The sequence below is a fragment of the Serratia quinivorans genome, assembly GCF_946227985.1.
Classification (GTDB): Bacteria; Pseudomonadota; Gammaproteobacteria; order Enterobacterales; family Enterobacteriaceae; genus Serratia; species Serratia quinivorans_A.
Map to the genome: position 1 here is coordinate 723,342 of NZ_CAMKGL010000001.1, position 14,827 is coordinate 738,168.

Genomic DNA, 14,827 nt, shown 5'->3' on the forward strand with positions numbered 1-14,827 from the left:
ATGAGAAATTTTATCCTGCGCCGCCTGCTGCAAACCCTGCCGATGCTGCTGCTGGCATCACTGCTGATTTTCTTTATCTTCGCGCTGACGCCCGGCGATTTTATTGACGGCAACATTAACCTGACGCCGCAGCGCGCCGCCGAATTACGCGCGCTGTACGGGCTGGACCAACCGCTGCTGATCCGCTATTGGCACTGGCTCGGCCAGTTACTGCAAGGCAATCTCGGTTTTTCGCTGCAGTACCAGATCCCGGTCAGCACCTTGTTGAACCAGTACATCTGGAATTCGTTCCTGCTGGCTTCGGTCGCCCTGGTGTTGTACTGGGGCATTGCGCTGGCGGTTGGCGTGGCGTCGGCGATGAAACCCTATTCGCTGTTCGATCATCTGGTCACCGTAGCGGTGTTCGGCGCCATGTCATTTCCGACCTTTTTCCTTTGCCTGCTGCTGATCAAATGGTTTGCCGTCGATCTGCACTGGCTTCCCGCAGGCGGCATGCTGCGCACCGGCAGCGAAGCGACCGGGCTGGCCTGGGTGGCAGAGGTGGCGGCGCACCTGCTGTTGCCGGTGCTGGCGCTGGTGATGTTGCAGGCCGGTACCCTGACGCGCTATTTCCGCGCCAGCATGCTGGATGTGATCCGTATGGACTACATCCGCACCGCTCGCGCTAAAGGGCTGAAAGAGAAAACGGTGATCGTCAAACACGCGCTGCGTAATGCTTTGCTGCCGATCATTACGCTGCTGGGGTTTGAATTACCGGCGCTGTTTTCCGGCGCGCTGATCACCGAAAAAATCTTCAATTGGCCAGGGGCGGGGCACATCCACATCGACTCGCTGGCCGCCCGTGACTATCCGGTATTGATGGGGTTTACGCTGTTTCTGGCGGTGCTGACCATTTTGGGCAATCTGCTGGCGGACATTCTGTACGCCTATGCCGACCCACGAATTCGTTTGAGGTGAAGATGCTGGCAACGCTGTTTTTTGGACGCCGTCGCCGCTGGCGGCAGGCGCAACTTCCGGCGCTGGCGCAGCTGTCGCCACCCCCAACCGCTCAGGCCTGGCAACGACTGCGGCGCCACCGGCTGGCGATGGCCTCGCTGCTATTGCTGTTGATACTGACAGTGCTGTGCGTCTTTGGGCCGATGCTGTCGCCCTGGCAGGACGATGCCGGTGATGCGCTGAACATCAACCAGGCGCCCAATGTGGCACACTGGCTCGGCACCGATTTCCTCGGTCGCGATATTTATACGCGCCTGCTGCTGGCGGGGCGTATCTCTCTGACCATCGGCCTGGTGTCGATGCTGTTGTCCGTCACGCTCGGCTACCTGCTGGGCGCACTGTCCGGCTATTTGGGCGGCATGGTAGATAAGTTGATCATGCGCTTTGCCGATCTGCTGATGACCATCCCCAGCCTGCCGCTGCTGATCATTATGGGGGCGATGCTGTCCGAGCTGGACGTCTCGCCGGACTACCGTATCTACATGGTAATGATCATGCTCAGCCTGCTGGGCTGGCCTTCATTGGCGCGGCTGGTACGCGGCCAGATCCTGTCGCTGCGCGAACGCGATTTCATGTTGGCGACCGAAGTGCTCGGGCTGTCCACCCGGCGGCGTCTGTTTGGCCATCTGTTGCCGAACACTATTCCCATCCTGGTGGTAGTGGCGACCATGGGCGTTGCCAACGCCATTCTCAGTGAGTCGGCACTCAGCTATTTGGGGCTGGGCGTGGTACCGCCGACGCCGTCGTGGGGCAACATGATGGACGCTGCCAACAGCCTGATCGATTTTCAACGTCGTCCCTGGTTGTGGATGCCACCCGGCCTGGCGATTTTTATCACCGTGGTAGCGATTAATATTCTGGGTGACGGCCTGCGGGACGCGCTCGATCCGAAAATGAACGGAGCAAGACCATGAGCCGACCCCTGCTGGCTTTTAATCAACTGTCGGTGGCCTTCAATGGTGAGCAGGGCCGGGTGCAGGCGGTGCAGCAACTGAGTTTTGAACTGCATGCCGGACAGACGCTGGGGGTGGTCGGCGAATCCGGCTGTGGTAAAAGCGTCACCGCCATGGCACTGATGGGGCTGTTGCCGCAGCCGCTGGCGCAAATTGACGGCGGCGAAATCCATTTCGACGGGCAAGATTTATTGAAGCTGCGGCCGCAGCAGATGGCCGATCTGCGCGGTAACCGATTGGCGATGATTTTCCAGGAACCGATGAGCGCCCTGAACCCGGTGCTGACGATCGGCGAACAGCTGGTGGAACCGCTGATCCGGCATCGCGGTGCTTCGCCGAAGGCGGCCTGGCGCGAGGCGACGGCGCTGATTACCGAGGTGGGGTTGGCGCGTGCGGAGCCGTTGATGACCAGCTACCCGCACCAGCTTTCCGGCGGCATGCTGCAGCGCATTATGATCGCCATGGCCATCAGCTGCCGTCCGGCACTGTTGATTGCCGATGAGCCGACCACCGCGCTGGATGTTACCGTACAGGCGCAGATCTTGGCATTGCTGCGTGAACAGACCCGCAAAAATAATATGGCGATGATGCTGATCACCCACGACCTTGGCGTGATTGCCCAGATGGCCGACCGGCTGGTGGTGATGTACGCCGGACGGATAGTCGAGCAGGGGGCAACGCGTGAAGTGCTGGCTAACCCGCTGCACCCTTATACGCAGGGGCTGATGGCTTCGCGGCCGGTGGCCGGGCAGCGGCGACGCAGGCTGTATTCGATCCCCGGTCAGGTCCCTGATTTGGCTAAACTGCCCGAGCATTGCGCCTTCGCCGATCGTTGCGCTCAGGCCAGTACGCGCTGTCGCGACGGCATCCCGCCTTTGTATGGCCCATTGCAGCGCCAGTCGGCCTGTTTTCTGAATGCCGGAGGGCGCATTCATGTCGGCTGAGTGGTTAGTGGAGGTCAAAGGGTTGAAGAAGCATTTTCCGCTGCGAGAAGGCCTGTTCGGCCGGACTACCGGGCAGCTGCGAGCGGTGGATGACGTCAGTTTCGGCATTCGAAAAGGCACGATTTTCGGCCTGGTGGGCGAGTCCGGCAGTGGGAAAACCACCGTGGGCCGCACGCTGCTGGGGCTGCATGACAAAACCGCCGGTGAGGTGCTGTTCAAGGGACAGGCGCTGGATGCGCTCAGCCCGCGACGGCGGCGTGAGATGCGCCCGAAGATGCAGTTGGTGTTTCAGGATCCCTACAGTTCGCTGAACCCGAGGATGCGCATTGGCGATGCGATTGGTGAGGCCCTGTTGCAACATGGGCTGGCGCAGAGAAACGAGCTGCGCGATCGGGTGATCGACACCCTGGAGATCTGCGGGCTGTCGGCGCAGCACTACGGCCGTTTTCCGCATGAGTTTTCTGGTGGTCAGCGGCAGCGCATCGGCATTGCCCGCGCGCTGATCCTGCAGCCGGAATTTATCGTCGCCGACGAGCCGATTTCGGCGCTCGACGTCTCAATCCAGGCGCAGATCATCAACCTGTTTTCCGATCTTCAGGAGCAGCAGGGGGTGACCTTTCTGTTTATTTCGCACGATCTCGGGGTGGTGGAGCACCTGTGTCAGGACGTGGCGGTGATGTATCTCGGCCAGATTGTCGAGAGCGCAGACCGCGACAGCCTGTTCGGTCAACCGCGCCATCCCTATACCCAGGCGCTGCTGGCAGCGGTGCCCAGTCTGGATCCGCAACGCCAGCCGCAGGCGATGGCGCGGGGCGAACTGCCTAACCCCGCGCAACCGCCGCATGGCTGTCGTTTTCACCCCCGTTGTCCGCAGGCTACCGCGCAGTGCCGGGAACAGGCCCCAGTATTACGCACGGTGGCCGCAGGGCATCGGGTGGCTTGCCATTATGCCGAGTGACCTAGGCCAGATAATGCTTCAGCGCCCGTCCGGCCTGATGGATGGCGGAATGCACCGCCGGCACATGGGCGATAGGGTTTAGCAGGCCGTAATCGTGGATCAGCCCATTGTAGCGGGTGGATGTGACCTCTACTCCGGCGGCATTCAGCAGCCGGGCATAGGCTTCGCCCTCGTCACGCAGCACGTCCAGCTCGGCGGTCTGCACCAGTGCCGGTGGCAGGCCTTTTAGCTGCTCCAGCGTGGCATTGAGCGGTGAGGCGTAGATTTCTTTGCGCTGCGCTTTATCGGTAGTGTAGTTGTCCCAGAACCATTTCATCATGTTGCGGGTCAGAAAGTGGCCTTCGGCGAACTGGTGATAAGAGTCGGTATCAAAGCTGGCGTGCGTCACCGGCCACAGCAGGATCTGAGTGCGCAGCGCCGGGGTCCCTTTTTCTTTGGCCATTAGGCTGACCGCCGCCGCCATATTGCCGCCTACGCTGTTGCCGACCACTGCCAGCCGCGAGCCGTCAACGTTGATTTTCTCGCCGTATTCGGCCACCCATTCGGTGGCGGCATAGGCCTGATGGATGGCGGTCGGGTAATGGGCCTCCGGTGACGGGGTATAGTTGACGAACACCGCGGCCGCACCTGAGCTGTAAACCAAATCACGCACCAGCCGCTCATGGGTAGGGAAGTCACCCAGCACCCAACCGCCGCCGTGGAAGAACATAAACACCGGCAGTGCTTCCTTGACCTTGGCCGGTCGCACAATGTGCAGCAGGATATCCTGCCCCTCGACATGAATGGTTTTCTCGCTGATTTCGACCTCGTGCAGTGGCACTTCGACGCTACGCTGCGCGCCCTCCAGCACCTTGCGCGCCTCCTTCGGTTTCATTTCTTCCATCGGCTTGCCACCGCCGGCATTCAAGGCATCCAGAAAGGTGCGAATATCATGCTGTGCGGCCGGTTGGGTGGGATCTACAGTTTTCTTGGACATCATGGCTCCTCATGCGCTTTTCGGTCGAGATCACAGTGTAGTTGAATGGCTGCCGTTTGCTGGCCCGACAGCACGTTGAGAAAAGGCGTCCCGCGCCACGCTTTCGGCCGCCTGAGTTTGACTTTTCTACGGGGCGAAGATACTTTTTAAACACCAATGGAACACGTGTTCCATTGGTGCCGAACACCGGATAACCCGGTGCCTCTTTTGGGCGCTTAACGCCGTGCGGGAAACAAAACCCTATGATTGTGATTGCAAACTCTGAAGGACATCCGGGCATCGGTCTGTCGGCCGAACGGCTGCAGCAGGGGCATAACGGCCTGCGCGCCATCGTTGACGGCATCAAGCTGGTGGAGTTGGATCCGAGCGTGCGCACCGTGGGCTACGGCGGCTGGCCCAACGTGTTGGGTGAAATGGAACTGGATGCCTCGGTGATGGACGGCGACAGCTTGCGCACCGGCGCAGTAGGGGCATTGCAAGGGTACCTGCATCCGGTGGAGGTGGCGTACCGGGTGATGGAAGACCTTAACCACGAGATCCTGGTCGGTGCCGGGGCAGCACGTTTTGCTGCCGAAATTGGCGCACTGGCCGGTGACAATCTGATTGCCGACTCCAAACGCGTCTGGTGGGAAAAGCTGGAGCAGGCGATGAGTGCCGAACAGCGTCGTGACTGGCCGAATATTCCGCTGGCCGGGCTGTCGAACAACGCCACCGATCCGGAGCGAGTGCGCGATACCACGGTGTTTTTAGCGCAGGATGGCGGGGGCACCCTCAGTGCCGCTACCTCGACCTCGGGCTGGGCGTGGAAATACCCGGGAAGATTGGGAGACAGCCCGATCATTGGCAGCGGCTCCTATGCCGACAGCCGCTATGGCGCCTGCGCCTGTACTCACACCGGGGAAATGACCATCCGCTGCGGTACCAGCCGCGCCGTGGTGTTGTACATGAAGATGGGCATGGCGCTGGATCAGGCGGTGTATGAAGCGATAGAAGATTTGACCTACCTGAAGGACGGTTATACCGAAGGGGTGACGATCCATGCCGTCGATAAGCAGGGCAACCACAAGGTGGTCAGCCTCAATTGCCCCGGCCCAATCCAATACTGGCTGTGGCAAACCGGCATGGCAGCACCGGAATTACGCGATGCCGAGATGATCACTACCCGCTGAAAGGCAGGGTTAGCAGGAGGCTCGTACCACCAGTTCGGTGGGGATGGTCACCTGCTGCGGCGCGGCCTGCGGGCTGCTGCTGCGCAGTTCGATCAGTTGCACAATGGCGGCGATCATCGCACTGATATCCCGCCGTACCGAGGTCAGTTGGTAGCTTGGCCAGGCGGCCATCGGAATATCGTCAAAGCCGTAGACCGCGACGTCCTGCGGGATCTGCAGCGGCGTATGCAAACGAATATAATCCATCACCCCCATCGCCATGGAATCTGCGGTGCAGAAGATCGCCTGCGGGGCCGGCTGTGCCGCCAGCAGCTGCGGTGCCAGCTTGAAACCGCTCAGGTAGCTGTAATCCCCGCTGAGCTGGGCCACGATCTGCAATTGCTGCTGCGCCGCCTGGGCTAGAAAGGTCTGTTGGCGCAGCTGTTCCCCTTTGGCGCTGCTGCGCCCGCCCAGCACTGCCACCCGTTGTTGCCCCTTTTGCGCCATCAGCGCCGCCAATTGTTGCAGGCTGGGGGCCTCATCGGCGTTGAGCGCATCGCACAGGGCGTCGCCCGCCAGGCCGTTGAGCATAATTGGCGTGGCGACGCGAAACAGATCTTTCGCGGCGCGGGCGCTGATATGGTCGGCGAACACCACGGCAGAATCGACGTGATAGGAAATGGTTTGTTTCAGGTAACCGGCCGGATCTTCGATGCCCTCCAGCCGAATCATCACCGCCTGCCGGTTGCTGTTTTGCAACTGCTCAACCAGACGGTCGAAAAACTCCAGGTCGGACAGGTCATGAAAGTGGTTTACCACCACCGCGACAAAGCCGGTTTTGCCGGTGTGCAGGCTCTGGGCGATGGCGTCCGGGGCGTAGCCCAGTTGGCCGGCGACGCGCATCACCAGCTCACGGTTTTTCTGCGATACCCGGCCCTGATTGGAAAAGGCGCGGGAAACCACGGTGCGTGAAACGCCGGCAACGCGGGCGACATCGTGAGAGGTGACTTTTTTAATCGGCATGGTGCGCATACTCAACGGAAAACAGGGCGCTGCGGTAGGGTCGCGCAGCGGGCATAGGGTCTCACAGAACGCCGCTCGGTAACACCGTTTCCCCCTATGGTGCCATCCGTTCGCCGGTTTGCGAGTCAAAAAAGTGCAGCGCGCGGGTATCCAGCGTCACCGCCAGCGGTTGCCCTTGTGACTGCTGAAACTGAGAGTGCTGTTTCACGATGTATTGCGCACCGTTGTCGCCTTGCACGAACAGATTGCTTTCTGCCCCCAGATTTTCACTGTATACCAGCGTCCCGGTCAGATGCGGTTCTGCAAGTGGTTCGCTGATCCGGCAGGCCTCCGGACGGCAGCCCAGCGTCACCCATGCCCCCGGTTGCAGAGCCAACGCCGGGAAATCGGCGGTGGCCAGCGGCAGCACCAGGCCCGAATCGCCTTGTAGCATAATCTGCTCGCCCTGAACCTGGACCTGTACCTCAAACAGATTCATCTGCGGTGAACCGATAAACTCGGCGACAAAACGATTAACCGGACGGTGGTAGAGATCCAGCGGCGTGCCGATTTGCTGTACTTTGCCCTGGTTCATGATCACCACTTTGTCCGCCATGGTCATTGCCTCCACCTGATCGTGGGTGACGTAGATAATGGTGGCACCGATCGCCTTGTGCAGCGCCGACAGCTCCTGACGCATGCGGTTACGCAGTTTGGCATCGAGATTGGACAGCGGTTCATCGAACAGGAACACCTTCGGCCGCCGGACGATCGCCCGACCGAGCGCCACCCGTTGGCGTTGGCCACCGGAAAGCTGACCGGGTTTGACCTGTAGAAACTCACTCAGGTGCAGCATTTCGGCGACGGCGGCTATCTGGCCGGCGATCTCCGCTTTGGCCATGCCTTTGATTTTCAGCGACAGCGCCATGTTGTCGTACACCGTCATGTGCGGATACAGCGCATAGCTCTGGAACACCATGGCGATATCACGGTATTTAGGCAGCACTTCGTTCATGCGCTCGCCGTCGATGCGCAATTCGCCGGAGGACAGGGTTTCCAGCCCGGCGATCATTCGCAGGGTGGTGGACTTGCCGCAGCCCGATGGGCCGAGCAGCACCACAAACTCGCCTTTTTCCACCTGCAGATTCACGTTGCTGGCGGCCTGATAGCCGTTGTCATAACGTTTGTTGATATCGAGCAATTCTACGTAAGCCATCAGTGCTCCGTTTCGGCAAGCAGGGAACTCAGCCGTGCCAGCAGCAGCACGCCGAATGAGGACGCGCCGTTGGCATACAGCTTGCGGTGCGGCATATCGGTCGACATGGCGGCGATGTCCAGATGCGCCCAGCGTTGACCCGGTTGCACGAACTCGCTGATAAAGGTCGCCGCCACGCAAGGGCTGCCGTGCGGATCTTCACCGCCGTGGCGGTAGTCGGCAAATTCAGACTTCAGCACGCCGCGATACCAGCCGCCGTGCGGCATCGGCCACACCGGTTCTGCGCTGATCTTGCCCGCCTGGGTGACCTGCGCCAGAAACGCCGGGTCGTTGCCCATCATGGCGGCATATTCCTTGCCCAGCGCCACGCCGGCGCCGCCGGTCAGGGTGGCAATATCCAGCAGATAATCCGGCTGGAAGCGTTGTTGGGCATAGCTGATCACGTCCGCCAGCACCATGCGGCCCTCGGCATCGGTGGAAATGATCTCCACCGATTTGCCGTTGTGCATGGTGACAACGTCACCAGGTCGTTGGGCGCGGGAGGAGGGCATGTTTTCCACCAGCCCGCACAGGCCGATGACGCGGATGGGCAATTGCAGTGCGTCGATAATGCGCATGGCGCCCACCACCGCAGCGGCGCCGCCCATATCGAACTTCATGGTGCTCATGCGCGCCGCGCCTTTGATGCTGATGCCGCCGCTGTCGAAGGTGACGCCTTTGCCGACCAGTGCCAGCGTGTGGCGGGCGTTGGCCGGATGGTGATCGAGGATCAACAACTGCGAGGCACGGGCGCTGCCCTGGCCGACCCCGAGCAGGCCGCCAAAGCCCTGCGCCGCCATTTGTTCATCTCCCAATACCTCCTGGCGCAGGTGACGGAAGGGTAACTGCGCTACCGCTTCTACAAAGCTTTCCGGGTAGAGAATATTGGCCGGTTTGTTCATCAGCTCGCGGCCAATGATCACGCCCTCGGCATGCAGATTAGCCCAGTCGCACAGAGCCTGGGTAGTCGCATCCTGGCTGTTCAGTGGCAGGGTGGGATCGGCAAGCCGGGCGTTGGCGTGATGTTGATAATGATAAGCACCCAGGCGCAGACCGAACAGTATCCAGCGCCAGTTCTCGGCATCTGCCGGTAATTCCGGGGCCAGCGTCAGGCGGAGCTGTTGCAGCCCGTAGTCTTTTTGCCCGGCGGCGATCGCCGCACCGGCATCCTGCAGCGCGGCAGGGGTCGGCGGCGTGCCGATATTGAGTGCAAAGCGCCCGTCACCCAGTGGATAAAGCGTGCCGACCCTTGCCCGTTGCAGACCGGCATTTTGCAATGTGGCAGGCAGTTGGTCTTCTGCGGCAGCAAACAGGATCACTTGTTGACGCTCGCTCGCGCCGTTCGCGCGGTAAATATCGATTGATTGCATAAGTTACCCTTTAACCGCCCCACGGGTGAGGCTTTCCATCATTTGTTTGGACGAGAAGATAAAGGCGATCAGCAGCGGCACGATCGCCAGGAAACTGCCGGTCATCACCAGGTTCCAGGGGGTGGCAGTGGCACCGCTCAGGCTGCGCAGCACCAACTGGAGAATTTGTTTGTCCGGCGACTGCAACGCCACCAGCGGCAGCATAAAGTTGTTCCAGGTATCGACCACTACCACGATCGCTACCGTCAGCAGGGCCGGGCGCATCAGCGGCAGGCCGATACGCAGGAAGATTTGCAGTTCGTTCAGGCCATCCATGCGCGCACTGTCGAGAATTTCGCTGGGCAGTGAGGAACTGACGTACTGGCGCACCAGGAAAATGCCGAAGATGTTGACCCCGGCAGGTAGCCAGACGGCGGCGAACTGATCCAGCAGGCCGACGCTTTTGATAACGAAAAAATAGGGCACCAGATTGACTACGCTGGGCACCATCATGGTCAGCATCAGGCTGGTGAACAGCACCTTTTTACCTTTGAACTGATAAACGCTAAAGGCGTAGCCCGCAGCGGCGGAAACCAGCACGCTGGTCAGCGTCGCCATGGCGGTGACATACAGGGTATTGAGCAGCGCATGGGTGAAGGGGACTTGCTGTTCCAGCCCCTGGTAGTTTTCCAGCAGGTGGCTGCCAAAGCGCAGCGACATGCCCATGATGCTGCGGGTGTCCTGCGTCGCCAGCAAGGCCGACCAATAGAACGGGAACAATGACAGCGAAGCAAACAGTGAGACCAGCAGGTAAATCACCAGTTTGCCGGTATCAAAACGACGGCCGTTAGCGTTCATCGTTCAATCCTCCCCGCTTGCCAAAGCCCCAGAACACCAGGGCGCTGACCACGGCAATCAACAGGAACAGGATCCAGGAGATCGCCGAAGCGGTGCCCATATCCAAATAGGACCAACCGGTTTTGTACACGTACATCGATACCGTCAGGCCGCTGTTGTCGACCCCGCCGGTGCCTTGCGTCAGGATCATCGGTTCATTGAACAACTGCATATTGCCGATCAGCGTCATCAAGGTGGCGAAGAAGATAAAGGGTGCCAACAGCGGCAGGGCGATATAGCGAAATTTTTGCCAGCGGCCGGCGCCGTCCAGTTCAATCGCTTCGTACAGGTCCGGCGAGATCGACGCCAGGCCGGTCATGTAAATCACCGTATTGATGCCGGTAAACTTCCAGGTCACCTGATTGGCGATGGTGAAGCGGATCCAGTCACTGTCAAAGAAGTTGATCGGCAAGGCCGCCGCCAGCGTGCCGAGGTGTAGTCGGGTGGCTAACCCGCTGAGCAGTTCGTTAACCATGCCGACCGGGGAGAACAGGTTGAACACTATCAGGCTGACGGCGACGGAAGAGGTGATGTAGGGCAGGAAGATTGCCGCCTTCAGAAAACGCCTGCCGCGCACGATGATGTGCAGCAATGAGTAGGCCAGGGTGATGGCGAACAGGTGCTGGCACAGGCCGGACACCAGCGTGATTTTGATGGTGTTGACCAGCGACACCCAGAAGGCATCGTCGGTGAAGGCATAGTAAAAGTTGTCCAGCCCGACAAACTTCATCGAACTGAGGCCTTTGACCGGGTTCCACGACTGAAAGGACAAAAACGCCGAGAAGAAGATCGGGAAGGCGTTGAACACCGCGAACAGCAGCATAAACGGCAGCAGCAGCAGGTAGGCGGTGCGGTGATCGTGCAGCAGCCCTTTGAAAAATCGCTTACGCATAGATTCCCCGAACCGACGGAAACATAAAGTCGGCAGCCGACTGACCGCCGTATCTGATGATTACAAAGCGCGCATCCGCCGCTCGAGCAGCTTGTTGGCATCGCGCAGGGTGCTGTCGATGTCCTGATGCTGCACCAGGATTTTCTTCGCCGCTTCGTTAAGAATTTCGTTGGCGATGTTGTCTTCCGGCGATGAGGCGACCGGTTTCAGATCCGGTACCAGGCTGGCGTAGTAGCGCATCGAATGCTGACCGCCGAGAATGCTGCTCGGTGTGTCAAAGTAGGGCGCGTTATACACGTCGAGGCGGGCAGGTAAGGTACCGGCGGTTTTCGCCGCGTCGATCACCACATCACGCTGCATAAAGTATTGAATGAACTGCCAGGCCGCCTGGGCGTTTTTGCTCTGTTTCGGGATCACCAGCGTGGTGCCGCCGGCATTGACCTTGATATTGCCCGGCACGCCGGTCACGCGCCACAGCCCGGCCTTGGCACCGTCTGGATCCAACTCCTGCTCGATGCGGCCTTCGTCCCAGGGGCCGTCGATATCGGCAAACAGTTTCCCCTGGCGGTACAGTTTGATGTATTCCTGCGAATTGGTTGAGCCGTCGAGCGAGGCCGCCAGCCCTTTGTCATACAGCGTTTTAATCACCGTCATCAGCTGTTTGATTTGTGGCGAATCAAGATTGGGTTTGCCGTCTTTGGTGTAGACCGGCTTGCCCGGTTCACTGTTCATGCCGACCACCAGCGGGTTGATCAAACTGGTGGCGGCAGGGAGCAGGTAGGCGCCTTGCTCTTTTTTCAGCTTTTCTCCGAAGGCGATAAAGCTGTCCCAGCTTTGGGTGATGTCTTCAATCTTCGCGCCGGCTTTTTGCACCATGTCGTTACGGTAGATCATGACCACCGGGCCGGTGTCGTAGGGCACACCATAGATGTTGCCGTCGTTGCCCTTTGCCAGGCTGATCATCGAAGGATCAAACTGCCAGCCCTGGCTATCGATGCTGAATGGCGGGGCGCTCAGGTTGTTCAGGCCACCGGAGTTGGCAAAACTGCCCAGCTTGATGGTGCTGACGCTGAAAATATCGGCGGCACCCTGGCCGACGGCCAGCGCGGTCGTCAGCTTTTGATGGCAGTCGGCGAAGCCGCATTTGATCGACTGCACCTGGATGTCCGGATGTGCCGCCTCAAAGTCTTTAATCACCTTGTTGATGTAATCATTCGGCAAATAGTTGGCGAAGGTAATGCGGGTGTTGGCGCTGGCGGAAACGGGCAGGGCCAGCAGCACGGCCAGTGCGGCCCCGGTGATCCTATGGTTAGTACGCAAGCAGAAATGAGCCATGATAACCCCGATGCTGTGCAGTCGATGTCCGCCCGTCATTCTTCGAGACGCTGGTGTGTTGGCTGTCTTCACTCACCTGAATCACTTACCAAAGTAAGCTTATCGGGACTCGCTCAGTCGCCGCCTTCCTGCAACTCGAATTATTTAGGGCGTGGTGTGTTTTTTCATCATGGAACACGTGTTCCATTGAAATTAACCTATTATCGTGTCCCCAGGCTGTCAACAAATTGTTCGGTAAGTTAACAAATATGAGATCTGGCGCGGAAGTTGCCCACAGATGCGCCCGATGATGGTTCACACAGCGCCACGCAGAGCCTGATCTGACGCGGGTTTGCCCGTGTTTGGTGCGTTCTTTGCACCGATGTGGGGCGAAAGTGTGATCGGGCGCAGATCGGGCCGAATTATTTTTGCGAGCGCGATCAGAATTATTGAAGTTTTTTGTAATTGAATAGGATTTCGCGGCCAACGATGATTTTTGGCCTTATTTTTCCGATTATTCATTACCAATGCATATTTATTGAATAAGTATGCAGTGTAAGCCGTTGTTTTAGCGTAAAAAACCGCAAAATCCGCCAAAAATCCCTGTTTGGCACGATAGCTGCTCTACACTCTTTATCAAACGGCATGTATTTTAACTGCTCGTTAACATTTATTCCCCGTTCCACGACCCTATACCCGGCATAAATAGCGAAAAACGCGTTTGATGTAACAGATTTGTTTCTGAATAGACGGTGAAAGGCAGAGTTATCACCGGTCGAAAAGTAGAAGCCACAGCGCAGTTTTTGTTGTTTTGTTGCGGAACATCCGGGCTGGAGCGGCCCTTACAGTCAAAATTCAGTCTTTGCTGAAGTTATGAGGTCATTATGGAACAGCCAATCGCAGTTACCCGCCAGTCTTTCGACGACTGGATGGTCCCGGTTTACGCCCCCGCTGATTTTATTCTGGTACGGGGAGAAGGTTCGCAGGTCTGGGATCAACAGGGTAAGTCTTACATCGATTTTGCCGGCGGCATCGCGGTCAACGCGTTGGGCCATGCTCACCCGGTGGTGACGGCGGCGCTGGTGGAGCAGGCGGGCAAACTGTGGCATCTGGGCAACGGCTACACCAATGAGCCGGTACTGCGTTTGGCCAAACAGCTGATTGACGCCACCTTTGCCGACAAGGTGTTTTTCTGTAACTCCGGGGCGGAAGCCAATGAAGCGGCACTGAAGCTGGCACGTAAACGTGCGCTGGACCAGGGCAACAGCAGCAAGAATCAGATTGTGGCATTTAACAACGCCTTCCACGGCCGCACGCTGTTTACCGTTTCTGCCGGCGGCCAGCCGAAATACTCCAAAGATTTTGCTCCATTGCCGGGCGGTATCACCCACACGCCGTTTAACGATCTGGCGGCGGCTGCCGAAGTGATCAACGACCACACCTGCGCGGTGATCGTCGAGCCGATTCAGGGCGAAGGTGGCGTGTTGCCGGCCGATCCGGCATTCCTGCAGGGGCTGCGCGAGCTGTGCGACCGCCACGACGCGGTGCTGATTTTCGATGAAGTGCAAACCGGCATGGGCCGTACCGGCGAGCTGTACGCCTATACGCACTACGGCGTGGTGCCCGACGTGCTGACTACGGCGAAAGCGCTGGGTTGCGGCTTCCCAATCGGCGCGATGCTGACCACGGACGAACTGGCTAAAACCCTGGGCGTCGGTACCCACGGCACCACCTACGGCGGCAACCCGCTGGCGACGGCGGTAGCGGGGGCGGTGTTCTCAATCATCAACACGCCGGAAGTGCTGGAAGGGGTTAAACAACGCCACCAGTGGTTCCTTGATGGCCTGAACAAGATTAACCAGCAATACCCGATTTTCTCCGAAATCCGCGGTGGCGGCCTGTTGATTGGCTGTCAGTTGACCCAGGATTATGCCGGCAAAGCGAAACAGATCACCCAACTGGCCAACGAAGAGGGCGTAATTGCCCTGATCGCCGGCCCGGATGTGGTGCGTTTCACGCCTTCACTGATCATTCCTGAGCAGGATGTGAAAGAGGGGCTGGCGCGATTCGCGCGAGCCGTGGCGCGGATTTGCAGCTAACACACGGGCTGCGCTTTTACCGGCGCAGCCTGATTAAGAAGAGG

General features: G+C 59.1%; 13 protein-coding genes. 6 read left to right on the forward strand and 7 right to left on the reverse strand.

Features of this window, described 5'->3' with window-relative positions:
* From OCH02_RS03365 to OCH02_RS03380, 4 genes are read left to right on the forward strand one after another with little or no spacing between them, the layout of a single operon-like run.
* Window positions 1–957 carry an ABC transporter permease gene (locus OCH02_RS03365; RefSeq protein ID WP_017893140.1) on the forward strand — a complete coding sequence of 319 codons (957 nt, stop codon included), beginning with the start codon at window positions 1–3 and terminating at the stop codon, window positions 955–957.
* A 2-nt stretch (window positions 958–959) separates the two neighbouring features.
* Entirely contained in the window at window positions 960–1,910 is a 951-nt protein-coding gene (gene opp4C / locus OCH02_RS03370) for an oligopeptide ABC transporter permease (protein ID WP_261429866.1), read from the forward strand.
* Window positions 1,907–2,893: an ABC transporter ATP-binding protein gene (locus OCH02_RS03375; RefSeq protein WP_261429868.1), complete on the forward strand. Its 987-nt coding sequence runs from the start codon at window positions 1,907–1,909 to the stop codon at window positions 2,891–2,893. The genes opp4C and OCH02_RS03375 overlap by 4 nt, the downstream gene beginning before the upstream one ends.
* A complete protein-coding gene (locus OCH02_RS03380; protein WP_261429869.1) occupies window positions 2,883–3,851 on the forward strand; it encodes an ABC transporter ATP-binding protein in 969 nt (322 codons plus the stop codon). Before OCH02_RS03375 ends, OCH02_RS03380 begins: the two co-directional genes overlap by 11 nt.
* A gap of 1 nt (window position 3,852) precedes the next feature.
* Here the strand turns inward: OCH02_RS03380 and OCH02_RS03385 are convergent, their stop codons facing one another.
* Window positions 3,853–4,827, reverse strand: a complete 975-nt coding sequence (locus OCH02_RS03385) for an alpha/beta hydrolase (RefSeq protein WP_261429870.1) — start codon at window positions 4,825–4,827, stop codon at window positions 3,853–3,855.
* Between the two features lie 242 nt (window positions 4,828–5,069).
* Between OCH02_RS03385 and OCH02_RS03390 the strand changes: the two genes are divergently transcribed.
* Complete coding sequence (locus OCH02_RS03390; RefSeq protein ID WP_261429871.1) at window positions 5,070–5,996, forward strand: N(4)-(beta-N-acetylglucosaminyl)-L-asparaginase; 927 nt, start codon at window positions 5,070–5,072, stop codon at window positions 5,994–5,996.
* Window positions 5,997–6,005: 9 nt separating this feature from the next.
* On the opposite strand, the gene OCH02_RS03395 is transcribed toward OCH02_RS03390, so the two are convergent.
* The 6 genes from OCH02_RS03395 to OCH02_RS03420 all read right to left on the reverse strand — a co-directional run bounded on the left by OCH02_RS03395 (window position 6,006) and on the right by OCH02_RS03420 (window position 12,690).
* Window positions 6,006–6,998: a LacI family DNA-binding transcriptional regulator gene (locus tag OCH02_RS03395; protein ID WP_261429872.1), complete on the reverse strand. Its 993-nt coding sequence runs from the start codon at window positions 6,996–6,998 to the stop codon at window positions 6,006–6,008.
* A gap of 94 nt (window positions 6,999–7,092) precedes the next feature.
* Entirely contained in the window at window positions 7,093–8,193 is a 1,101-nt protein-coding gene (locus OCH02_RS03400; RefSeq protein ID WP_261429873.1) for an ABC transporter ATP-binding protein, read from the reverse strand.
* Window positions 8,193–9,602, reverse strand: coding sequence for a leucyl aminopeptidase family protein (locus tag OCH02_RS03405; protein ID WP_261429874.1), 1,410 nt, complete (start codon window positions 9,600–9,602; stop codon window positions 8,193–8,195). Before OCH02_RS03405 ends, OCH02_RS03400 begins: the two co-directional genes overlap by 1 nt.
* Window positions 9,603–9,605: 3 nt before the next feature.
* Window positions 9,606–10,439 carry a carbohydrate ABC transporter permease gene (locus tag OCH02_RS03410; RefSeq protein WP_261429875.1) on the reverse strand — a complete coding sequence of 278 codons (834 nt, stop codon included), beginning with the start codon at window positions 10,437–10,439 and terminating at the stop codon, window positions 9,606–9,608.
* Window positions 10,429–11,370, reverse strand: coding sequence for a carbohydrate ABC transporter permease (locus tag OCH02_RS03415; RefSeq protein ID WP_261429876.1), 942 nt, complete (start codon window positions 11,368–11,370; stop codon window positions 10,429–10,431). Before OCH02_RS03415 ends, OCH02_RS03410 begins: the two co-directional genes overlap by 11 nt.
* A 60-nt stretch (window positions 11,371–11,430) precedes the next feature.
* Window positions 11,431–12,690: an ABC transporter substrate-binding protein gene (locus tag OCH02_RS03420; RefSeq protein ID WP_261429877.1), complete on the reverse strand. Its 1,260-nt coding sequence runs from the start codon at window positions 12,688–12,690 to the stop codon at window positions 11,431–11,433.
* Between the two features lie 878 nt (window positions 12,691–13,568).
* On the opposite strand from OCH02_RS03420, the gene OCH02_RS03425 reads away from it, so the two are divergent.
* Complete coding sequence (locus OCH02_RS03425) at window positions 13,569–14,783, forward strand: aspartate aminotransferase family protein (RefSeq protein WP_261429878.1); 1,215 nt, start codon at window positions 13,569–13,571, stop codon at window positions 14,781–14,783.
* Window positions 14,784–14,827 lie beyond the last annotated feature (44 nt).